The organism is Candidatus Omnitrophota bacterium (assembly GCA_028717245.1).
In the GTDB taxonomy this organism is placed as follows: Bacteria; Omnitrophota; Gorgyraeia; order Gygaellales; family Profunditerraquicolaceae; genus JAGUYA01.
On the sequence record JAQUOD010000001.1, the window covers coordinates 269143 to 293499 of the forward strand.

The 24357-nt window shown below is 40.3% G+C and carries 22 protein-coding genes; all 22 read right to left on the minus strand.

From position 1 onward, the window contains the following. Position 1: 1 nt before the first annotated feature. The 22 genes from fmt to PHV44_01530 all read right to left on the minus strand — a co-directional run bounded on the left by fmt (position 2) and on the right by PHV44_01530 (position 24348). Positions 2–940, minus strand: coding sequence for a methionyl-tRNA formyltransferase (fmt, locus tag PHV44_01425; protein ID MDD5591944.1), 939 nt, complete (start codon positions 938–940; stop codon positions 2–4). Positions 941–1025: 85 nt separating this feature from the next. Continuing rightward, the gene (priA, locus tag PHV44_01430) at positions 1026–2879 is read right to left on the minus strand and encodes a primosomal protein N' (protein ID MDD5591945.1); all 1854 of its coding nucleotides are present in this window, start codon (positions 2877–2879) and stop codon (positions 1026–1028) included. Further along, the gene (locus PHV44_01435; GenBank protein ID MDD5591946.1) at positions 2842–3957 is read right to left on the minus strand and encodes a glycosyltransferase; all 1116 of its coding nucleotides are present in this window, start codon (positions 3955–3957) and stop codon (positions 2842–2844) included. Before PHV44_01435 ends, priA begins: the two co-directional genes overlap by 38 nt. A 113-nt stretch (positions 3958–4070) precedes the next feature. After that, positions 4071–4625, minus strand: a complete 555-nt coding sequence (locus tag PHV44_01440; protein MDD5591947.1) for an HAD family hydrolase — start codon at positions 4623–4625, stop codon at positions 4071–4073. Further along, positions 4603–5649 (minus strand): GDP-mannose 4,6-dehydratase, encoded by a 1047-nt coding sequence (locus PHV44_01445; protein ID MDD5591948.1) that lies wholly within the window; start codon positions 5647–5649, stop codon positions 4603–4605. Before PHV44_01445 ends, PHV44_01440 begins: the two co-directional genes overlap by 23 nt. Next, positions 5646–6416, minus strand: coding sequence for a glycosyltransferase family 2 protein (locus PHV44_01450; GenBank protein ID MDD5591949.1), 771 nt, complete (start codon positions 6414–6416; stop codon positions 5646–5648). Before PHV44_01450 ends, PHV44_01445 begins: the two co-directional genes overlap by 4 nt. Beyond that, positions 6413–7555 (minus strand): DegT/DnrJ/EryC1/StrS family aminotransferase, encoded by a 1143-nt coding sequence (locus tag PHV44_01455; protein ID MDD5591950.1) that lies wholly within the window; start codon positions 7553–7555, stop codon positions 6413–6415. Before PHV44_01455 ends, PHV44_01450 begins: the two co-directional genes overlap by 4 nt. 17 nt (positions 7556–7572) lie before the next feature. Next, on the minus strand, positions 7573–8649 hold the full coding sequence (waaF, locus tag PHV44_01460; GenBank protein ID MDD5591951.1) for a lipopolysaccharide heptosyltransferase II: 1077 nt from the start codon (positions 8647–8649) through the stop codon (positions 7573–7575). Next, positions 8646–9635, minus strand: coding sequence for a glycosyltransferase family 9 protein (locus PHV44_01465; protein ID MDD5591952.1), 990 nt, complete (start codon positions 9633–9635; stop codon positions 8646–8648). The genes waaF and PHV44_01465 overlap by 4 nt, the downstream gene beginning before the upstream one ends. After that, complete coding sequence (locus tag PHV44_01470; GenBank protein ID MDD5591953.1) at positions 9622–10851, minus strand: O-antigen ligase family protein; 1230 nt, start codon at positions 10849–10851, stop codon at positions 9622–9624. The genes PHV44_01465 and PHV44_01470 overlap by 14 nt, the downstream gene beginning before the upstream one ends. Before the next feature lie 2 nt (positions 10852–10853). Further along, entirely contained in the window at positions 10854–11531 is a 678-nt protein-coding gene (locus PHV44_01475) for a glycosyltransferase family 2 protein (GenBank protein ID MDD5591954.1), read from the minus strand. 2 nt (positions 11532–11533) lie between these two features. Beyond that, positions 11534–12235: a glycosyltransferase family 2 protein gene (locus tag PHV44_01480; GenBank protein MDD5591955.1), complete on the minus strand. Its 702-nt coding sequence runs from the start codon at positions 12233–12235 to the stop codon at positions 11534–11536. Next, positions 12232–14277, minus strand: coding sequence for a hypothetical protein (locus tag PHV44_01485; GenBank protein MDD5591956.1), 2046 nt, complete (start codon positions 14275–14277; stop codon positions 12232–12234). The genes PHV44_01480 and PHV44_01485 overlap by 4 nt, the downstream gene beginning before the upstream one ends. Further along, positions 14278–14994 carry a class I SAM-dependent methyltransferase gene (locus PHV44_01490; protein ID MDD5591957.1) on the minus strand — a complete coding sequence of 239 codons (717 nt, stop codon included), beginning with the start codon at positions 14992–14994 and terminating at the stop codon, positions 14278–14280. Then, on the minus strand, positions 14978–15748 hold the full coding sequence (locus PHV44_01495) for a DUF3108 domain-containing protein (protein ID MDD5591958.1): 771 nt from the start codon (positions 15746–15748) through the stop codon (positions 14978–14980). Before PHV44_01495 ends, PHV44_01490 begins: the two co-directional genes overlap by 17 nt. Before the next feature lie 16 nt (positions 15749–15764). Next, entirely contained in the window at positions 15765–15923 is a 159-nt protein-coding gene (locus PHV44_01500) for a DUF5989 family protein (GenBank protein MDD5591959.1), read from the minus strand. 12 nt (positions 15924–15935) lie between these two features. Beyond that, positions 15936–16337 carry an SxtJ family membrane protein gene (locus PHV44_01505; protein ID MDD5591960.1) on the minus strand — a complete coding sequence of 134 codons (402 nt, stop codon included), beginning with the start codon at positions 16335–16337 and terminating at the stop codon, positions 15936–15938. 1 nt (position 16338) lies between these two features. Further along, the gene (locus PHV44_01510; GenBank protein MDD5591961.1) at positions 16339–18147 is read right to left on the minus strand and encodes a carbamoyltransferase; all 1809 of its coding nucleotides are present in this window, start codon (positions 18145–18147) and stop codon (positions 16339–16341) included. Positions 18148–18150: 3 nt separating this feature from the next. Beyond that, a complete protein-coding gene (locus tag PHV44_01515; protein MDD5591962.1) occupies positions 18151–19950 on the minus strand; it encodes a hypothetical protein in 1800 nt (599 codons plus the stop codon). Then, positions 19951–21504, minus strand: a complete 1554-nt coding sequence (locus PHV44_01520) for a glycosyltransferase family 39 protein (GenBank protein MDD5591963.1) — start codon at positions 21502–21504, stop codon at positions 19951–19953. Then, positions 21494–22912, minus strand: coding sequence for a radical SAM protein (locus PHV44_01525; GenBank protein ID MDD5591964.1), 1419 nt, complete (start codon positions 22910–22912; stop codon positions 21494–21496). The genes PHV44_01520 and PHV44_01525 overlap by 11 nt, the downstream gene beginning before the upstream one ends. A 2-nt stretch (positions 22913–22914) precedes the next feature. Further along, positions 22915–24348: a radical SAM protein gene (locus PHV44_01530; protein MDD5591965.1), complete on the minus strand. Its 1434-nt coding sequence runs from the start codon at positions 24346–24348 to the stop codon at positions 22915–22917. Positions 24349–24357 lie beyond the last annotated feature (9 nt).

Consider the following 24357-nt stretch of genomic DNA (forward strand, 5'->3'; position numbering starts at 1 on the left):
TTTATAATAACTTCTCTCCGGCGGAAATCTTATGGCCCTTAATAAAATCCTGCGTCTCCATTATTTTTCTGCCTTCTATTTGCAACTCTCTAATTATTAAATCATCTCTTCCCGTTACCACAGCTATGCCTTCTTTAGAGACCTCTGTTATCTCTCCTGACACTTTGACACTTTGACACTTTGACACTTTGACAACGTCTGCCTGATAAATCTTTAATAATTTACCTTTATAATATGTAAAAGCGCCCGGCCAGGGGAGGCACCCTTTGATAAGATTATGGATATCCTCAGCGGGCTTACCCCAGTCTATTTTACCGTCTTCTTTTTTGAGTTTCGGCGCAAAAGTTACGTTATCCTTATCCTGGGGGGCCAATTTATAATTATTATTTTCAACGGATTCAAGGCAGGTTAAGAGCAGTTCCGCTGCCAACTTAGACAATTTATTTTCTAAGGTAACAGCCGTATCATCTTCAGCGATACCTATCTTTTTCTGCATGATTACAGGGCCGGCATCCATTTCCCTTACCATCTTTATAACGGTGATACCCGTGGTTTTATCGGCATTGATTATCGACCAATTAATAGGCGCTGCCCCCCTATACTTCGGTAGAATTGAGGCATGGACATTTATGGCTAGGATTTTCGGGATAGCTAAGACATTTTCGGATAATATCTGGCCGTAGGCTATGACCACAAATAAATCCGGTTCTAGGCCTTTTAACAAACCTAATGCCTGCGCTGTATTAATCCGTTCGGGCTGATATATGTCCAGGCCGGATTCTCTAGCTACGGCCTTAACTTGCGTAGCGCCCATAGCCAGCCCCCGGCCCTTCTTTTTGTCGGGCTGCGTGACTACACAGCTAATCCGGTGCTTCGAACTTAACAGGGCCTTTAATGAGGCCACTGCAAAATGAGAACTTCCAAAAAATATAATATTCATTAAAGTTAGAAGCCTTATTTTTTAGCTTTAAGCTATAAGCTTTAAGTATTAAGCTTACGGCTTATGGCTTACAACTTACGGCTTATTAAAACGGGTCCATGTCTATAGTTACTATTATACCTGAATGTGAAAAATTTTTTAAGTGTAATTTTAGATATTTAACCATTCTTACGGGAGAACTCCCTTTTGCCAATATCTGCCAATAAAAATTTCCGCGCAATTTTGCGGGTTCCCCCGGATTGACCGAGACGAAATTTAGAGCCCTGTTATTTTTACCGGATTTACTCAATCTGTTAAACAAATCGCCGGTTATTTCTTTAACCCTTTCCTCATTTTTGCCTCTTAACTTTAGCAAACATAAATGCCGATAGGGCGGAAAACCCAGCTGTTTCCTTTGTCCTAACTCCTCTTCATAAAATATATCCATGTTATTGCTTTCTAACGCCCGCAAGCAATAATGTTTAGGCAACCTTGTCTGTATCAATAATCTCTTTCCGGCCAAACCCAAAATCTTTGTTAATAAGGCAAGGGTTTTTTCGGTTGAGCGAAAATCAACGCGGTTTAAGGAATTATCTATGGAAAGCACGCCAATAAGGTCGAAATTATATTCCTTTTTTTTAAGTATCACGGCTGTAGAAATAAAAATATCTGCGTCCTGCATATCTATGTCTTTAAGGTTATCTATCCTTTTAATTCTTGCCTGGGGAAAAAGGCGGCATAATTCGCTTTCTATTTTTTCCGTGCCTATACCCGAATAACGTATGTATCCGGCGTTACAGTTAGGGCAGATCTTTTGAGGGAGCATCTTAAAATTACAATAACGGCAGCCCAGCATATTATCTTTAAAATAATATACCAGGTTAACATTGCAGCGCGGGCACTTCAAGGCCGTGCCGCAATGGCGGCAGGAGGCAAAAGTAGCAAAACCCCGTCGGTTGAGGAACAAGAGAATTTTACCTTTTTCGCCAAGCGCCTGCACTATGCAATCCTGCAAATACCTGGATAATATTATTTCTCCGTGTTTAGATTTATATGGAAGGTTACGCATATCGATAATTTTTGTCTCGGGATAATTGTCCTGCCGGGTGAGAAAGGTATATTTTATTTTTCCTTCCCTGGCTAAAAAAATGGTTTCTAAGGACGGTGAAGCAGAACCTAATATAAGCTTTGCCTTTTCGATATCTGTACGCATAAAAGCTAAGTCTCTTGCGTGATAATGCGGCACCTGGTCCTGCTTATAAACAGAGTCCCCCTCTTCATCTATAATCACTAACCCCAGGTTATTCACCGGGGCAAATACGGCAGAGCGCGTGCCGAGGATAACGCTGGAATCGCTATTCTTTGTTTTAACCCATTCTTCGGTCTCCTTAGGCTGCTTCCTGTATGATAACCCCGCAGAAATACCCAGCAGCCGGGTAGTAATTATTTCTTTTGCCTCCAGGACCGATTCAACATCGGGCAATAAAACTATTGCCGATTCTTTATCTGTTAAAGCCTGCTTTATCGCGTTCAGATAAACCTCCCACCTTAATCTCCCTCCTGGATCATGAAGCAGCATTACATCCTGACAACCGGACGGCTTACCTATATTCTTCTTTACTCTTATCTCCGGTATCTTTCTGCCCTTCCTTACCCCATCCGGCAGCGCTGTTTCAATGGCCTCTCCCCAGGAACAGCCGTAATAATCGGATAACTTACGGGCCAATAAAAGCATATTCTCACCCAACAATGGCGATTCATCGATTACATCCAAAAGCGGCTTTGTATTTTTGATAGATGTCGTAGGGCTAACTTTGACTACATAGCCCAGCATCCTGCGGTTACGCAGTTCTACCCATACCCGCATACCCGGTTTTATTTTCTTAGAAAGGCTTAAGGGGATACTGTAATCGAATGGGCCGTCAATTGGCAGGCCTAAGACTACCTTGGCATATAGCATTACACAAATCCTTTACGGCATAAGGCCTTTTTTCCCGTCGGATATTTTCTTTTATGCTCTTTAATTTATCCGGATGCGCCTTAAAATCCAGGACTATATCTCTCAAGGCGGTAATTTTCCGGACATTAATAGATAGCGATTTAACGGATAGGATATCGGCGTTCTCTGTTTCCTGGCCGGGAATACTAGTAATAAAAACCGGCAAAAGCTCCATAGCCAGGCTCTCAGAGACAGTCAGGCCTCCCGGTTTAGCTACCATTATGTCCGATATAGCCATTAACTCCTCTATATTATCGATAAAACCAAATACTCTCAAGCGAGGATAATCTTTCTCTTTTAATCTTGTGTATAGCTTCTTATTATTAGCGCAGACAGCCAGAATCTGTGCGTCCTCATATAGCAAGTCTACTACTTCTTCAATCCTGCCCACTCCGAATGAACCGGTAACGATTAATATTGTAAATTCATCCGGTTTAAGGCCGAATTTCCTGCATAAGGCGTATTTATCATATTGTTTTATAAACCTGGTATCTATGGGTATACCCAAGATTTTTATCTCCGCTCCCTTCGCGCCCTCACGAATCAATTTTTGCTTGCTCACGTCGCAAGCCACTACATAGGTATCGGTACCCTGCGCTATCCAAAAGGGATGAACGCCGAAATCCGTAATTACGGTAATCAATTTAGATGCTAACTTATGTTTTCTCTTCAACCGGGCGGCAATCTCTGAAGGAAGGAAATGCGTAGAAATGATAAAATCAGGGTCTTCTTGAATTAGGAAATCGGATAATCTGCGCGTATTCAGCTGATTTATAACGGAAAGGATAGTTTTGCCAAACGGCCTTAAAGATCTGATATAGGTAAGCCAGAAACTAAAGCGCCACAACCAGAGGGCATGGTTTACTAAAAAAGGATATCCATAGTTGTAAGCGTTCTTAAAACAAAAATTGGTTTTTTCTAAGGCATCTATTATTTTTAAATCCAGGGCGGGGCAATTTTCCTTAAAATAATTATATATTGCCTCTGCTGCCCGACGGTGCCCTGCGCCCGCAGAGGCATAAGTAATAATTATTTTCATACGTTCGCTGTTTGGAAGCCCCGCCATTAATGGCGGAGAGGAAACCAGCTCAGTATCAACCTCTAACGGCCCTAGACTTTAGCCTGGGGGAGCCGTAGGTTGATTATTATGTGCTATTTAAGGATTAAATCTACTGCCTCGGATATGTCCTGCGCCAGGTAATCAGGCAAGACGCCCCATCTGCTTTTATTCTCCGGTTTCTCTTTACCGGAAAAAACCAGGATAGTCTTTAAGCCCGCTGCCTTGCCGGTTTCTACATCCTTTGTGGTATCTCCGATAAAATAACCAACGGAAATTTTTGATTTTAAGCCATTGCCCTTTAATCCGGAAAGTGCCAAGTCAATAAGCCCTGTCTTGGGCTTACGGCAGGAACAATTATCTTCCTGGCGATGGGTGCAATAATATACTCCCGCGATCTTAATCTTATCGCTATCCAGTTCCTGAAGCATATTCCGGGTGATTGTATCTAAGGTTTTCTGGCTGTATATTCCTTTAGAGACTCCTGCCTGATTAGAGATAATAAAAATCTTAAAACCCCCTTCGCATAACTTTTTCAGGCTGGATTTTACTTTGGGTAAGAAATGGAATTCATTCCACGATTTTACATAATCCTTATCGCCGGGATATTCATTGATTACGCCGTCTCTATCCAGAAAAATAACTTTCATTGTCCTTAACCCATTCAAATAGTTTCTTTATGCCTTCTTTGACCGAAGTTTTGGCCTTCCAATTCAGGGTTTTTTCCAGCTTTGAGGTATCCGAGATATAGACCTTTTGGTCTGATGGCCGCCAATCGGCAAAGTTTACTTTCGGCCTTCTGCCGGACAATCCCTCTAATTCATCCAAAAATTCTAAGAGCGATATGGTATTATCTGCCCCGCCGCCGATATTAAAGAGCCCGCTCTCTAAATCGCTATTGATAAAAGAATTAAAGGCATCTACCAGGTCATCGACGTAAAGCATGTCGCGCACCTGTTTACCGTTACCGTAAATAGTAATCGGCTTATTAAAAAGCGTCGCGATGATAAACCAGGCTACCCATCCCTGGTCTTCAAATCCAAACTGGCGCGTGCCGTAAGTGCAGGACATCCGAAATACCGCTGTCTTCATATTATAAATATGGCTGTACTCCTGAACGTATAAATCGCCCACTAACTTAGAGACGCCGTAAGGGGTGTGGCCGGTTAAGTCCGTACTCATCTCTTCCGAAACACCCGCGACATCTTTATAGGCATATCTTTTTTCTTTTTCTGCTAAAGATATCTTATCGACATTCTCCCCGTAAACTTTATTTGTCGAACAATAAACAATAACCGTATCTTTTGATTTCTTCCGTACTGCCTCTAAAACGTTAAGCGTACCAAAGGCATTAATACTAAAGTCCTCTTTTGGCATCCTTACGCTTGAAGGGACTCCGGGTTGACCAGCGGTATGAATCACTATATCCACCCCCTTACCGATAGCCCTGGTAACATCTTTATCATTACACACATCCCCTTTTATCCGCTCAATATTCCTGAATTGCTTTAAGTAATTCCAGTTAAATTCTACGGATGCCTTGTCATAACCAAAAATCTTAGAACGCATCAGGTTATCCAAAACAATGACTTTATTTTTGGGGTTACTTAAGGCAAAAATTTCAGCGCTATGGCTGCCGACTAAGCCCGCACCTCCGGTAACTAGTATCCTCATTTGCTTTCTTTCTCCTTTTTTAATAAAACTAATTCCTGATATTTTAAATAACCGATGAATTGGTATAAGGCCGCATAAAAAGCGATTACGAATCCTATAAGGCCGTCTTTATAACCTCTCCTTCCTATGTATGTGCGTACGAATCTATCCAGCGTCCTCCAGATGAACCTTGCCAACCGCATCGGCTTTTTCTGATTAAACCACTTTAATGCTTCCAGTGTCGTCTGTCTATTCAGTTTTTTCAAAAAATCCTCAAAATCGCGGTAAGTATAATGGATGATGTCCGATTTTAAATGGCCGCAAGGCTCATCCATAAAGGCGCGGCTATGCACTTCGGCTTCTTCAAAGCGGAATTTGTCCTTACGAAAAAGCTTTAATTGGGGGCTAGGATACCAGCCGCCGTATTTGACCCAGTAATCACCGATAAGATTCCTGCGCGGGATAGTAAAACCGTTATATTGCGCGTGATGGGCTAGCGTATCTTTAATCTCTTCCTTGAGATCCTCGGTAGCTACTTCATCGGCGTCTAAACTCAAAACCCATAAATTCTTAGCCTGGGCATAGGCAAAATTTCTGTGCCTGCCTTCAATATCCATCTTTTTGATAATTATTCTATCGGTATACCTGGAGGCAATGTCTACGGTCTTATCCGTACTCTCATCATCCACCACCACTATCTCGCCGGCCCAGCCTGCCACAGACTCAAGGCACCTCTCTATATTTGCTTCTTCGTTTTTAGTCAATATGACAACGGATAGGTTAATCATTTAAAAAACTCCTTTATGCTGGTAATGATATAATCCATCTCCTCTTTTGTCAAATCCGGATATATAGGTATGGCCAGGGTTTCGCGCGATGCCTCCTCGGCTTGCGGGAAATCCCCTTTTTTATACTTTAAGTAACGGAAGCATTTTTGTAAGTGTAAAGGGAGCGGATAATAAACGCGCGAATCGATCCCCTTGCTTCTTAAATGCTCTATTAACTTTGCACTATCGGAATTCATTCTTAAGACATATTGATGATAAATATGAGTAGTATATGAAGGCACCGACGGAATCTTAATGCCCGAACCCTTAATATTGGCGTTTAAATATTCGGCATTTTCCTGCCTCTTGCGGTTCCAGGAATCAAGATATTTTAGTTTTATCTTAAGGACAGCAGCATGAATGGTATCCATGCGGTTGTTGAATCCTAAGAGTATATGATAATACCTGTCTTCATTCCCTTGGTTTCTCAGGATTTTCAGCCTCTTTGCTACAATATCGCTATTGGTGAGAACCATTCCCGCATCTCCAAACGCACCCAGGTTCTTACCCGGGAAAAAACTCACACAGCCGCAATCCCCCATTGTCCCGGATTTTTTACCTTTATCCTGCCTGCCTGAGCAGGTGAGGTATTCTGCTCCAAAGGACTGCGCAGCATCCTCTATAACCTTCAATTTATATTTTCTGGCTATTTTCAATATATTATCCATATCAGCGCACTGGCCATAAAGATGCACCGGCACAATAGCTTTAATTTTTCTTCTCCGGTCCTTTTTAAGAATTTTCTCTATGCTCTCAACAGAGATATTATAGGTTTGGGGGTCAATATCGGCAAAAACAGGTATAGCGCCCATACTGGCTATTGCCCCGGCTGTAGCATAATAAGTAAAAGCAGGGCATAATACCTTATCTTTCTGTTTAACACCTGAGGCCAGAAGCGCTAACTTTATAGCATCGGTGCCGTTAGAAACCCCGATAGCGTATTTTATCTTACAGTATTTTTGCACCGCATTTTCAAAATCGCGCACTTCCTCGCCTAAAATGAAATTGGTATTATCAATGATACGTTTAATAGCATCATCTAATTCCCGGCGAATAGGAGCAATCTGTTTTTTTAAGTCTAATATAGGCAATTTATTCATAGAAATACCTTCCTTTTTTATAATAATTTAGCTACGGCATCCAGCGCTGAATCAACATCAATCGCCTCCAGGCACTCTTTATTGTTCCCGCAGCCTGAAAGGTGAAATTTGACATAACAGGGGCTGCATTCCAGATTGCTCCTTAAAACGATATGGCGTTTTTCATCGACGGGGTAAGGCCCGTATACCCGCGGGTCAACCGGGCCGAAAAACGAAACTGTCTTTTTACCCAATGCCGCTGCCATATGTAAAGGCCCTCCGTCATTGGTAACCAAAACAGCTAAATTATCTATAACCGCGCTTAAATCTTCCAGGGTTGTGGCACCTGTTAGATCTATTGCTTTTTCGCGCATGGCATTCATTAACGTATCGGCAATCGGCTTTTCCGATTCATCTCCGATTATGATTATCTTGGCGCCAAAATTAGCGATTAGCTTATCCGCTAATTGCGCAAATTTTTTTGCCGGCCAGTGCTTCAAAGAGGCGTCCTGCCCCCAGCTTACGCCTGCGCCCGGGGCAATACCGATAACCACATCTTTATCTTTGACGCCATAGCTGCCAAAGATACCCTTCACCTTCGCCCTGCTGGCTTCTGATACGAATAATTCTAAAATACGGCTTTGAGGTATTATAGCTAATATTTTCAATAAATCTAAGTAATATTCTACAACATGTTTATCACTATAGCCGTCTATATCTATCCTGTCCGTAAGAAACCTTCCGCGCTTCTTATAGTTAAACCCGATACGTTTTTTAATACCTGCAAATTTAGCTATCAGGCCATAGCGGTGGTCTAAAGAAAAGTCTAAGGCCGCGCCAAACCTTTCCTTTCTGATCCGAAATAATAAATCCCAGAATCTAAATATCCCCTTGTATATGCATTCCCGGTAAATTTTTTTGAGGTCTCCTCTGGACAAAGCAAAAACCATATCAATACGCGGGTTATTTCTTAAAACCGGGGCTACCCTTCCATTACACCAATAATCAATAATACTATCCGGATAGTTTTCTTTTATCGCCCTGATAACAGGAGTCGTAAATAAAACATCCCCTATGCCAAAGGGATTAATGATCAGGAATTTACAGGAATTCATCTTTTGGCTAACATCCCTCTTACTTTTTCTAATACTTCATCCACGCTTATCTGGTTAAGATTCTTATTTTCTACGACAATATGCCCCTCGCCCCAAGGGCCCCATCTCCTCGGGCCTTTACCCGGGATATCGTTTCTAAAGATGGCTAATACCCGCGTATTTACTGCGCAAGCCAGGTGTACCGGCCCGCTATCTCCGGAAATCAGTAATTTACATTTACTTAAGAGCGCTGCCAGCTGCTTTAAGGTCGTCCTGCCGGCGATATTGATCAGGTTATCTCTTAAGGAATCCTTACGAAAATATATGTCTTTTCCTGCTTCTTCCTCACCGCCTATAACGATAACCCTCAGGTTCAATTCACGGACCAATCTTTGCGCTAAGGCGTAAAAATATTCCGCAGGCCATTGTTTTATCGGATCGCTCGTCCAGGGATGTAATGCCACTAGATTAGCGTAATCTTGGATACCATAATCTTTCAATAGGCCATTGATTATATTATGGTCGATAGTTATAGATAGCGCCTTATCATCTATTTTTGCCCCTACCAGGGAAACTAACTTCAAGTTATATTCAACTTCATGGTTTTCACCCAGATACTTTTTATCTTTTATTTTATGGGTGAGCAGGAAACCCCATTTTCTATCATAGCCTGCTCTAATCGGTATCCCTGCCAGGCAGGCAATAATATTAAAATCTTTAGTTGGATTTAGCATTATCGCCATGTCGATATTTTTTTTACGTAATAAATTAACTGTCTTTAATTTTTCCGGCAAGGAATGTTTTTGCCTGCTCCATTCGATTATTTCATCTATAAAGGTGAAGCTTTCTGCTATTTCTTTTACACATGGGTCTACTACCATAATCAAGCGGGCATGGGTAAACGTCTCTTTTAATGCCCTAAAAGCAGGGATATTGAGTAAAAATTCGCCGAACCTGTCATTACGTACAACTAGTATATTTTTAATCTTTTCTTTAGGTATCTGCATAGATAAACTTCTTAAACCCTAGAGATAAGCCAGCCATATACCAGAATATCACAGCTACCCTGGAATAATACAGGCTGCTCTCCGTCAGGCCGTTTACCAAAAAAGCAATAAGGCAAGCTGATAGAGAAAGAAAGACTATTCTGAGATAACCGTCTTTAAGCCTTTTATAAATATCCCCGCACTGCCTAAATAACTTATAAAGCAGCCAGATAAATATTCCCAGGCCGATCAGGCCTATTTCAGAAGCCATATGCAGAAAATTATTGTGCGCATACATATAATCTTTGGTCACAACACCACGGTATTCAACAGGCTCGCGGTAATACTTATAGTTTTTCATATAGGTATTTGCGCCCAGCCCTATAAAAGGATGGGCTTTTATCATATTCAGGGAATTACGGTAAACCGCTATCCGGTCATCGTTGCACATGAACCTAAGGGGATTATTATCTACTAACTTAGCCCAATCTTTAACAGATCTTGGCAGGATAAAAGGCACAATTAATAAAATTACAATCAGAAAAATAACCATTTTTTTATCTTTTCTGGCAATGCCCAGAAAAAATAAGGCGATATAAATAGCAAGCAGGGTTGGCCTGGAATAAGTAAGCGCTATGCCCACTAGGGCAATAAAGCTTGCCAGTAGCATCAACGCCTTCTTTCCTTTCCGGTAATAATAAAGCATAAGCCCGAATACCAGCGGCGCTAAGGCGCTCAAATAAATCCCCAGGAGATTGGAGTCCTTAAATGCGGCTGTGGCGCGCACTAAACCTATATTTAACACCGGCGCATAACCCCGTATAAAATCCCTGCCTGTGGCTACCTGCCATATCCCGTCAAAAGACGCCAGGATTATACCGAGCGTTACCGAAAAAACAATCTTCCTGATGTGCCCGGCGTCCCTGGCCTCTTCGGATACAATAAAAAAAATAAAAATATATCTTAGTAATTTAAATATTCCACCTTTTAGGGTGTCAAAATAATTTATAGAATTAATCACCGACAGGCAGGTTATGGCGAATAAAAGCAATAAAGGAATATTTATAACGGTAGCGCTAAATATCCGTTCTTTTTTTAACAATTTCTTGGTGAAAAAACTGAATATTAGAAATCCCTCAAATACGCTCACCGGGACAGGAGAAATAGCCATAGAAAAAGGCATCAAAACAATGGACCAGTAGATTATGCAATCCAGGTATTTAATAATTTTAGGCATTTTTAATCTGTAAAACGATACTTGATTATGCTGATTATCGCCCGGATACCGTCTCTGCACCTTATTTTTTTTCCTTCAGAATAAAGCCGGGGATTATATGACACGGGGGCTTCTACTATAGATAATCCCTTCTTAGCGGCTTTAGCAACTATCTCTGTCTCTATGGTAAAACTCTGTTCTTTGAGCTTTAACTTTTTGATTGTATCCGTCAAGAATAGCTTATAACAGGTAAAGCAGTCATTAAGCTTTAAACCGAATAAAAGGTTCAGAAGCAGGGTTAAAACCTTATTACCCAATCTATGTATCAACAGGCCGTGGTAGCCCTCTTTAAACCTGGCACCCAGGACCATATCGGCGTTATATTGCCTTAAGGCCCGGATTAACCTTATATAATCAGCAGGGTTATACTCCAGGTCTGCATCCTGAATTATTGTAAATTCTCCGGTTGCGTAAGATAATCCAGTCAAGAAAGCTGCACCTTTACCCTTGTTAATATCGTGTTGTATAATTTTTAAATTATTATATTTGATGCCTCTTAGGACATCCCTGGTGCCATCGCAGGAACAATCATCTACGACTATTATTTCCTTATCAATATCTACAGAATTTATCTTTTCTAAAATCTGCTTTATGGTTTTTACTTCATTATAAACCGGTACTATTACCGAAAGTAAAGGCATATTTACCCTATCATCTTCTTAAAAACCGCCCAAATATATAACCTGAGGTAAGCCGGCAATAGCTTAAACATCTTAAAACTGGATTTTCCTCTGGTCCTTTCCTTCCAAGCCGTAGGCACTTCGGTTATCTTAAAACCCAGAAAGTAAGCCTTAAGCGGTATTTCCATAGATATCTCAAACCCCTGAGATTTGATTTCTATGCTATCTATGACCTTTTTCTTATACATCTTAAAGGCATTGGCGATATCATGCGTAGGCAAGCCCAGTAAGAAAGAAAGGGATCTACCCGCAAAACAAGAAAAGAAACCTTTTAATTTTGAGCCTCCCTGCCGGGCGCCCCCTTTAATATAGCGGCAACCGCAGACGATATCATACCCTTCATCTATCCTTTTAAACATCTTCTTCAACGTATCTAAATCATCGCATAAGTCTGCCATCACCGGGACGACCACCTCGGTATCCGCGCTTTTAAAACCTGTCTTTAAGGCATTGGCGAAACCCTTAGCCAGCGCATTGTCCACTACCTTGATATTATTATACTGCCGGCAGAGCTGTCCAAGAAGCCCTATTGTATTATCGGTAGAATGGTCGTTAACTACCACTAATTCATAAGGTATATCCAGGGAGGAATTTTCTATTCTTCTGACTACCTCTGTTATATTTTCTTCTTCGTTATGCGCGGGTAATACAATTGATAGTTTCATCTGAGTATTTTATAGATGTGTATCGCATTATTCTCAAAAACCAAAGCAAACTTATCGGGGTTAGCCTTTGCCCAGCTATCTTCTATCGGGAATGCGATATCCCTGGTCTGGTGAAGCGAATAAATAAACAGGTAATCGGTATTCCTTTCTCTAAGGTTATCCAACCAGACAGGATAATTAGTATCCGCGCGATAATTACCTTTTGCCTCCAGATTTTTATGCAGGCTTAAGAAATCATCTCCCCATTTATAATAACTGCCGGAAAAATAATGCAATTTAGCCGGCTCTACCTTATTCACAGAAACATAATAGACATTGTTTTTAAAACTGGCCCCGTATAAAGGAAACGGCACAGGCCTGCCGGCATAGGCAATATTATTGCCTTCGGTATTACTATTGAGCCAATTCCAGGCAGCTGTCGCCTGCGGCCAAAAACCGGAATATTTGGCCATCTTTATATAGCCAGGATACTCATTCTTTAGGTAATACCCCTGTATAAAAATTAGAAGGAGTATCAGAAAAATAAAAAATAAATATATAACAAAACGATTTATTACTATCCGTTTCCTTATTAACAGTAATGATAGCACGAACAAAAAGAATGTCAGTAAAATCGAGGCTACCAGTTCTTGCCGTTTGGCCAGTTCCGGTATCGAAGCCAGGGCGCATATGACTACCAAAATATTTACAATACGCCGGGGAATATTTAAGTCTTTTAGGGTATAAAAACCGATAATCATGCCTGTGCCTAAGAGAGGGTATAAATATCTGGTATTTGCCAGAGGAATAATGTAGCGATACACCGAATAAATCAAAAGAGGCAGGATTAAAAAATATGCCAGATATAAATCCGGGGCTTTTTTCTTTTTTATCCAGATAAGCGGTAACGCCAAAAATATAAAAGGCAAAATAAATATTAAGGATTGCGCCCCCAGCCCCTCATGGAATAATAGTTTAGTTAAACGGTAATCTTCAATTTTAAAATGCGCCCGGTAACTACTAATATCAATAACCCCTTTAAATATAGCCTGGCCAAGCAGTTTGACATCTAAAGGATAAAAAGGATTCCCTGTCTCTATAAAATTCCTGATATAAGAAAATCCACCTAAAGTAATTATCACTAATATAGAGGCTATAAACAGATAGCTCTTCTGCGCCTTCTTTATGCACAGAAAGATAAAGGGCAGGAACAATAACGCTGCGTACGGCAAGGCAATGGTCTTTGTGCCCACAAGCAAACCCATGCTCATAGCATAAAGTAATATATTTTTAAAACAGGATTCTTTATTCAGCAAAAAGAGGTAATTTAGAGAAACCAGGAATAATGCCGCCACCATTACATCCACATAGGCAAGCGATAACTGTTTGAAAAAATTCGGGATGAGCAAAAAAAGCGTTGCCGCATAAAAAGAAGACTCCCTGCTTACCCCTAATTTTCTCGAGATATTATAAGCAGCTAAAAATGCCAGAACAAAAAACGGTAATTGCCCTAAATCCGCGAGAAATACGTTTCGTAGCGGAAAGATTAGCCATAAGTAGAACAAACTGCCGTTTATAGGATAATAACTGGGAGCCGGATCGTCAAAGATAGTAATGGGATTTTTCAGATTCGCGTGTTTTAGCCACTCCACGGGAAAGGTAAAGTGATAATTAAGGGAATCCCAGCCAAAGGGAGGGTTTACAAGGTTAATAAAGATTTTGACGCAAGCGAATACCGAAATTAAAGTAACCAGAAATAAGATAATTTTATTGCTTAAAAGTTCACATAAAACAGTTTTTATATCCGTCAGGCCAAAGAATGATTTTTTATTAATAGTAGCCAGCCAGATAACCGCGGCTATCGCCAGGTTAAGCAAAATGAGGTTACCTATAGAAAGGGCGCCGGTTATCCCTAGCAGTAGCTCGGTAAATACAATCTGCGTAAAATAAAGAATGAATAATGATAAAAGTGAATCAACGAAATTAACGAATTTCAGAATTCTATAATTGAGCAGGAATGCCGATATGCCAACAAGAAGATTCATTAAAAATATAATTATCATTTATTTATGGCAGACTGCTATGAAATCTAATGCCTCCTCCGGTTTATTTTTAGTAATGATAAGATTATCACAATCTATAGAATCATAAAATATTTTTATGGGATTTATTGAAGGTGGGAGAAAATTGAATAGCCCTATCTTCTTGAGCCGACGGTAAAAATTAAGTTTCCTGCCTCTCTTTAAGCCAAACACCGTTACCTTGCTAAAATGCGCTTCTAATAATTGCTTAAACTCAGGATATAAATATTCTTTGAGGTGGAACCTGTTCAAGGGGGCATCGCTATGCGGAGAGGCATCTAATCTGTTCGGGGTAGAACATATAAATACAGCTTTATCCTTTAACAGATTCTTTATATTTTCTAAAAACAGGCCTGGGTTTTGGATATGTTCAATGACCTGAAAGGTACATACCGTGTCAAACTTCTGGCCGAAATTAGCCAATTCTTTTACATCTATAGCATAAAATATTAAATTATCTCTGCGGTATTTATTTTTTGCGTATTCTATTATTGCCTTATCATAATCTATGCCTACCGCCTTTAGGGCAAAGCCAGAGAGAAAAAAAATACCATAGCCTTCGCCGCATCCGATATCTAACAAATCCCTGTTAGTGGCGTAATCCCTGGCGAATCTATAGGCGCAAAAATGGCGCGCAATCATCAACGGGCTTTCTTTTTCCGGGAGGATCCTCTCGCCGCTATTAATTATTTCTGTCATTTATATCTATGAGCCTGGCATTTATTAATACGCCCCCGGCGAAAACATTAATCAGGATAGGGACGTTAGCTACCTCCTCCAATAAAACCATGGAAATATTAGACTTATGGTAGGGGTTTTTATCGCGCCTGCTGATATGTGCATCCAAAAACGCTGTCTTATAGATATCCTTCCCGACCGTAACGCTCTGGTTTCTAACCGTACCTTTTAAAATATAATTTTTCTGGTTGGTGTTTAGGCCTATTTCTATTTTATCCGTCTTTTTAAAATCTATAAGCCTGACATTAAACATCGCAGAAAGCGGGTCCTGCGTATTGGGGTATATCTGGCGCCTTACGCCCTCTAAAGACATAGTGCCATTTGCCTGGTCATAAAAAACTTCCCTGTAGAATTGGCGCTTACCTTTAATAACCAACTTCTGCCGGAATAGCATGGGGCTGAGTTCCTGAATATCGACGTAAGAATCCAGGTATGCCCGGGCCTGAAAAAAATTAGTAAACAAACTGGAGCTGTGGGCGCTCCCTGTTAAATGATAAACTTTCGCTCCCTTATAGTCCTCTACCTTGGCAACGCCTAAGCTTGCTTCACCTACGGGTATAACCTTCATTAAATAAATTTTATACCTCAACTGGCCTGCCCGGATATCTTTATTTTTTACGACACGGGAAATAATTACTTCGGGCCTGGAGTTATACCAGTTGATAAATATTAAAAATAAAATAAAAATAAAAAATATAGACAATACTTTCTTCATTTCGCTTCTCCTTTTTTTAAAATAAAGTGTAGATAAAAGGCGCGACTGCCGAAGACTGGGTAAAAAAGATCAAAAGCCCAAGCACCAGAAGCACGATAATAATCGGCGCCAGCCACCATTTCTTACGCATCCGTAAAAAATCCCAAAATTCCCTGATTATAGAAAACTTACCCATATTCCCTCCTGCCTAAAATTGCCTTTCGTAATTTAACGGGCTAAATAATTTTTTTTCTCTTTCTCTCCAGTAAGATTGCCTCTTTTTATCGGTTTTTAGATACAGTAAATCGACCTTGAATAATTTCATAATCAAACCGATAGGCGTAAGAATTAAATAAAACATAATCAATAGGATCAAGCGAGTGTTTATCCAGCTTAAAACATAAGCTAACTTCATCCAGAAAATATATACGGATTTTAACAGAACCTGCAATGTAAAAGCAAAGATAAAAAATATAGCGGATATTAAGAATACAGGCAATGAATTATGTTTATGCCGGATAACTAAAAGCAAAGCTATGATAAAAAAGGCTATGCCCATCGTAATACCGAATTTCTTAAGATTATTTTTGTCTAACTTGAGTTTTTCCATTTTAATCCAGCTCAAAAACTCCCTGCCACTTTATATCTTGCGTAAACGGCTTTTGTTGGCTTTTATCTAATAAGAAATAACCCATAATTAAATAGTCCATCTCTGTCCGCATAAAACACCTGAACGCATCTTCGGGGCTGCATACCAGCGGCTCTCCCCTGACGTTAAAAGAGGTATTTATGATTGCCGGGCAACCTGTTTTCTTATAGAATTCGTTTATTGTATCATAATATAAAGGGTTATCTTCTCTTTTTATAGTCTGAACCCGGGCTGAATAGTCAACATGCGTAACCGCGGGGATCTCTGAACGCCTGAATTTCAACTTATCAAAGCCCCTTGACGTATCCTCTGATTTTATTCTTTTGCTTTCTTTTAAAGGGGCCACTAAAAGCATATAGGGGCTTTCTTTATTCAAATCAAACCATTCCGAAACTTTTTCTTTTAAAACCGTTGGGGCAAAAGGCCGGAAGGACTCCCGGTATTTGATTTTTAAGTTCATCTTTGACTGCATTTGAGGATTCCTGGCATCGCCGATTATGCTTCTGGCACCCAATGCCCTTGGCCCAAACTCTAGCCTTCCTTGAAACCAACCGATGACTTTGCCCTGAATAATTAAATCCGAAACTACCTGCGGCACTTCCAAATAAGACAATTTTTTATAAGGGATGCCTTCTTTTATAAGAAAATCCTCAATATGCCCATCGCTATAATAAGGGCCTAATAGCGAGGCCTTTTGCCTGTCATTACGGCCGTCAACTTGCCGCTTATTGCCTAAATATTTATGCCAGATTAATAAAGCGGCTCCTAATGCTCCGCCCGCATCTCCGCTGGCCGGCTGAATCCATATCTCTTTAAAAGGCCCTTCACGCAGGATACGGCCATTACCTACGCAGTTTAAGGCAACCCCTCCGGCAAGGCAAAGTTTATCTTCACCCGTAACTTTATGCACATGCCTGGCTATACGCAACATAATCTCCTCGGTTACCTGCTGGATGGAAGATGCGATATCCATATCCTTCTGAGTTATCTTACTCTCCGGTTTTCTTGCAGGGCCACCGAATAATTTTTCAAAACGCCGGTTAGCCATCTTCAGGCTATTACAATATCCAAAATAACGCATATTTAACTTAAAGGAACCGTCTTCTTTTAAATCTATCAGCTTATCTAAAATTAAATCCGCGTACTTGGGTTCTCCGTAAGGGGCAAGGCCCATCAATTTATACTCTCCGGAATTGACCTTAAATCCGGCGTAATAGGTAAATGCCGAATACAATAAACCTAATGAATGCGGAAATTTTAAAGCAGATAAAATATCAATATCATTGCCTTGCCCTACCCCAAAACTGGCCGTATCCCATTCCCCTACGCCATCCATAGTCAAAAATGCCGCTTTATCGAACGGCGAAGGATAGAAGGCGCTGGCAGCATGAGACTCGTGATGCTCGGTAAATAAAATCTTTCCCTTATAACCTAATTCTTTCCTGATTAGCTCCGGAATCCATAGTTTCTGCTTTAACCATAAAGGCATAGCTTGAATAAATTGCCGCGCACCCGAAGGAGCATAAGTAAGCGCGGTTTCCAAGATCCTTTCAAATTTAATAAAAGGTTTGTCATAAAATACTACATAATCCAAATCCTTTACAACAATATTACCTTCCTTAAGGCACCAGTTTATAGAATTTACGGGGAAACCAGAATCGTGCTTCTTACGGGTAAAGCGTTCTTCTTGAACCGCGACGACAATCTCTCCATCGCGCACTAAACACGCAGCGCTATCATGATAAAAACAGGATATGCCTAAGATATGCATAATTTACTCCTCAACTTCCGGCTTAATCGGTTGAGCAATTACTTCGTATACGTCAATAGGGCCCGCTTCTTGAATGCATCTTATGCCCTTCTGAGGGCACTCTTCTGCCGTGAAACTCTTAATGAATTTAAGCCCGGGAATTTTAGCAACTTTATCTAGCTCTTCTGTCCATTCGATTAATTCTGTATTTTGATAACCATCCCTGTGCACCAAAACATATTTTACCTTCATCCATCTTAAAGCTCCGGGCGTATTCGGATCGGATAATTTAATTATACTCTTGGCGACCTTATTGGGATAAGTTCCGGGGATAGTGGCATTAATAATTTTCTTCTCATGCCTGGTTTGGTAAAATTTATATATCTCGTTTGCCCCTTCTACATCCAGAGGATACTCCGCTATGATAAAATCTCCGGGTTGGGCCTTAAGCCAATAGTAAACCGCAGGGATCCCGGAAACATTGATAACCTTAAAAGGCGGCCAATTCCAGGATTCAAATAAGAATAAACCGCAGGATAAGGCAGTTATAACAACCTTAGTCTTTTGTGAATTGAATTTCTCTAAAATAAATTTTAATCCCACCCCTGCGAGGACAGCTACTGCCAACATAACTACAACGCCAAACCGGCAATATGCGCGGAACATGGGAAAAATCTTATACATAAAAAATGACGGCATGTAAATTTTAAATGCCCCGATTTCCCACCACGGAGGTTGAGAAAAAAACCAGGCTACAATTGCCAGCCATATAAAAAACCCGATATAAAAATCTTCATTATTCGTGACTCGTAATTCGTGACTCGTAATTCGTAATTTTTTATTTCTTCTCCATTTTCTAAAAGCGATAAATGCAAAGATAAGCGATGTCCATCCCAAATACAGGGCATGTTCGGTAAAACTCATCCCATATATAGATAAACCGATAAATTGTTCGCTGAATTTACCAAATATAGGGTGTACCGCATCCGGCAAAAAGTAACTTAAGGGCCTTGCTGATTGTTCAAACAAATCATTAAATGTCCGGAAATATCCTCCAGCTATTAAATCCTGCGTTCTCTGCGTAAAATATGCCGCTTTAAAGATAGGCAGGATTATCGGAAGAAGAATTAAAAACGCCAGGGACATGCTAATGAGGGTATCTCTAGCTATTCTTAAATAGCCTTTTTTATCATATACAAAAATAAATATAATAAATGCAAGCGTAATTATTAAAGAGAAGTAGGCATAATAATAATTAAAGAAAGCTATGAAGCAAAAACTTATAGCAGTAAAAATCATATTTTTCAGTGTGCTTTTCTCCCTTAAATTAAAGAGCGCCCATAGATACAAGGGCAACCATTGAATTTGAGCTAAGCTGGGATGCTGCCATGACCTTACGGTATGATAAGAAGAAAAACTGTAAATAATTCCGGAAAATATGGATGTTAACCTATCATGGGTAATACCATAAACTAAATAATACATAAAAATAGCAGACAAAATAAAACTGATTACTACCTGGAGATTATAAGCGATTATCTCTCCAAAAATTAAGGTTAAAAATTTATTAATAAAATCTCCTATGGGGTATGCCGGAGATTGAGCCAGATTTAAGCCAAAGGGGCTGGCAATAAAAGGAGAAAAATTATCCTTAAGATGTTGTAGATGGCTGTATTTAAGCCACCAAAAATTCCATAGCACTCCGTAAGGCTCATCGGTGCTATGAAAGCCGGGTATAGCTGTATTAAAATTAAGAATAAGCGGAAAGGTAAAAATAGCGGTCAAAAAAATAAACAATAGTAAGATTATGCTTGTAAGTCTCATCTAATTTTTATTAAAGTAGACTACTAACCTATAACCGCGCACGCCTACGTCAACCCAGGAATTCCCGTCCCAATCAATCAGCTCCCTTTTCCCTAATTCTGCATACACAGGCGAGAAAAAAACTTCCTTATTCTTAAAGTGCTCCTCTGCCAATAGGCTAAATATATCTGTTCCGTAACCGACATCCTCTCCATAACCGACATAGTAAACCTCGTCATTATTATATAATAATAAATTTCTAAAATTCTGTAATATATTATCATGCGAGATAACCTGCATTTTCTTTTGCATGGTTTCTTTTTCCAGGTAATATTTTATTAAAGTATCGTGCACTCCATTTGTAATAACCATTGCACCATCTTTCGCGTTATCGTAAATATACCTTGCCGCCCCCCTCCAATCCGTCAACCGTGCCGGCATCTGATAGTATAGTTTTAAGGGTAGATAAGACAGGCTGGCAAAAATAATGAGGATTACCGCGGTTAAGGCGTTCTTGCGAGGAAGGATATACTTAGAGTTCAGGAAATTAGTGATGCCTTTAGAAACAATGATTATATATGCCGGATAGGTAAAAATTACATAACGGATATGGAAGAAATGTTTGAGTTCCATAAAGGAAAGGAGAAAAAAGGGAAAAACCAGCCAAAAGATTAACAGGCCTGTTTCTTTTCGTTTATCCCCTCTAAATAAAGAAATAAGTCCGCTGATAAAGAAAAAATTATAAATAAATAGCTGCAGACCGTTTCCCGCCCCATATCGGCAGAGTAAATTCTTATAATAAATCGGGTTTAGGACCACCCTGCCTGGGGTAAGCTCGGATTCTGCGGCAGAAATAAATTGTATTGAAACAGGCAGGCTTAAAACAATAATCCCTATTATGCCAAGGCCGAATTTAAGCATGCTATTAATAACCGACTTATAATTTCCTTTCTTTCTAATGGCCCTTTGAAAAATAAACACTAACCAAATAATTATTTCACTCGTTAAAACAAAAATAGCAAAAAGTTGCGTGTATAAATTAAAAACATTGAAAATGATAAAACCTGCCCAATATTTATTTCGGTTGGTATTGAGTATCTGGCATAGACAGTATAAAGAAATTAAAGAGAAAAAAATAAATGCCGTATAAGGCCTGGCCGCTTCCTGGGAATATATGATATGGTAAAGGGAAATTGAGATGATAAAGGCGGTAAGGAACGCCTCTTTTTTTCCTAATAAGGCTTTGGCCAACTTATATGCGGCATATACGGATAGTACACCAAAGATTGCGGCAGGAAATCGCACCATAGAGTCACTTGTGCCTAATTTCTGCCAGAGGTGATTAACTAAATAAATAAATGGCGGGGTAGTATCACCGGCAAAAATAATTTTAAATATACTTTTACCAGCCATAAGAACGGCGTTTATCTCATCAATCCAGAGGCTCTGGTATCCTAACCTAAACAGGCGCAAAAAAACAGCTAATAGCAGGACTGATAGTAAGGCAAGGGATTCTGTCTTTTGTACCAGGCCAGTTGTTTTTATATCTTTGCTTCGCGCTTGGCTATTTGCCATAAGCATACCTCAATAAGCCTTTGCCCCCCAGAAATAACTTTGAAATATTCCTAAAATCACGCGAAATATATAAAAGATACTGGAAAATTATCCGAGGCCGGAAATAAAATTTCCTGAATGCTAATTTATGAAAGTATATTAATTGTTCTTTAGTCAAATCCCTGGGAATAAAAACGGGATGCCAACCCCCGAAACGCCTCCAGTCATTATCCACGGTGCCATATTCGCTGATAGACCGGGATATCTCTGTCCCCGGGTGCGGCGTGAACATACTCATATGGAAATCATCCAGCTTTAGTTCCAGCAAAAAATCTATAGTCTTACGGATAGTCCGGACGGTTTCCGTAGGGACTCCGATCATAAAATAACCGCGGTTCATAATGCCGGCTTCTTTAGTCCAACGCAAGGCATCTTTTATCTGCTTAAGCGTAATCCCTTTCTTTAAAAAATCCAATATCTCCTGATCCCCGCTCTCAATACCATAGGCAATCTGCCAACAGCCGGAGCGTTTCATCATCTTTAAAAGTTCCGGGGTAACCATATCTACGCGCGCGGTACAAGACCAGGTCAACTTAAGATTTTCTTTTATTAACATTTCACATAATTCGTATAATCTTTTTCTAAAGGCGATAAAATTATCGTCGTGGAAAATGATATCCCTGACTCCATAGTTAGAATAAAGGTGTTTTACCGTCTTTAGAAGATACAATGCGCTGTACATTCTCAACCTGTCTCCGGAGACAGTGCGGTCACAAAAGATACACTTACCGGGACAGCCTCGCGAAGTAACCACACCAGTTGAAGGAAGCTGGTAGAAAGAGTTAGCCGCAGGCCGATAGTATCGCGTTAAATCGGGTAATAAATCCCACGCCGGTAAGGGTAGTTTATCAAGATCGACAATTAACTCGCGCCCTGGGGTCCGCTCTATGCTGCCGTTAGCCCTTATAATTAACCCCTGCACCCGTTTTAAATCTTTATTTTCTTGCAGGGCATTCAACATCTCTATAACTGTGACATCACCTTCTCCGATGACCCCGGCATCAAATTGCGGGAATCTACTCATGGTATCCTCAGGAATGCTGGAAACGTGGGGCCCGCCGATAATGATAAAGATATCTTGGCGTTTTTTCTTTAACTCCCGGGCTAACTTTGCGGCATTATATATGGCAATGGTAGTGGCAGTTATACCCACATATTTAGGCGCGCGTTGTATAATCTGATCTACCGTATCCTCATACGATAACCCAAGTGCTGCTGAATCGATTATTTCAGCCTTAAACCCTTTATCCCGGGTAATAGCGGCTAAGGTTGCCAGTCCCAACGGCGCCAAAAGGCTCCCCCCGCTAGAGAGCTTGCCATAACGCTCTTCTAAGGTTAAGGGCGGATTAATGAAAACAATATCTGTCATATTTAAGAAGTCGTTTTCCTGGTGGCGTTAATCTGGCGTTTTGTCTTTAAGCCAAATAAAAATGCCGTCAGCCAGCTAACATTATGCCGGCGTTTATAAGTAGTGAAATAACTAACTGTAAAAATAAAATCAAAGAACCTGTTAGGAGTAAACTTAATCAAATACTTTATCAACGGCAGAAAAAAAGGGAATTTTACTGCCACAATAAAGAACTTCTGCAGGTTCCAGAGCTGGCGGATATTCTCCTGTTTAATCGGATTTTTTATAAAGAACGACGGATAGAAGCTTTTATCATAATCGCTGTTTAATAGGCCTTTGGCGATAGCGAAATCAGCTATCTCAGTCTTGGGGAATGGCTGTAAAATTGAGCACCAGGGAACATCTGTGCCTATACGGCTGTTTAATCTTATGGTTTCACATGCCTGTTCGATAGTTTCAGTGGGTATCCCCATCATATTGTTCGTAAGAAAAGGTATCTTATAGCGTTTTAACAGCCTTGCGGCTTCAGTAATCTGTTTATCGGTAACCCTCTTCTTAAGCACTAATTGCCTGAGTTCTTCGTTACCTGTCTCCAATCCAAAAGATACCTGAAAACATCCGCCTTCTTTCAATAGTTTAACAATTTCTTCCGTAACCACGTCCACGCGTATGGAACAGGCAAAGGGGACTCCTACCCGTTTAAGATAAGCAGGGATAAACTCTGATAGCCATTGCGGGTTTATCGCAAATATATCATCGTCAAATATGGCCACCTTAAGGCCGTATTTCATCTTTATCTCTTCAATCTCAGAAACAAAATATCCGGGGCTCTTACGCCTGACATATTTACCCTTACCCCGATAGATCTTTGATAACTGGTGATTATAACAATAGCTGCAGTCAAAAGGACAGCCCCGCGCGCTCATAAAATGTTTAGCCGGATAGCTTTTTAAAAACTTATATCGCTCATAATAAATAGAGCGGTCCGGGAAGGGCAGGTTGTCTAAATCTTCCATCAGCGGGCGGACTTCGTTTCTATATAACACACCGTTATATTTAAGGGTTAGATTATTAATCCGGGTGATATCGCCTTGCCGAGCTAATGTATCCATTAATTCTAACAACGGATACTCGCCCTCCCCGCAGCAAATCATATCTATCGTTGGCTCAGAGATGATCTCGGGGTTAAAAGTAGAATGGCAACCCCCGAAGATAATTGGTAAGGAATAATTTTTTTTAATAATTTTTGCCTGCTCTAAAGCCCAGGGATAAGAAGGGGTCATACAGGAAAAAGCGACTATATCCGCACAAGACTGGCGTAATTCTCCTAAAATTATCCTGCTCTCAAGGGCAATGGATACTCTAGCATCATGCCCATGCCTCTTGATTAAAGATGACATAGACATAATCCCCGCGTATTCGCTGCTATCTGGCTGGATAAAAAAGATTCTGCTCATCTTACTTGC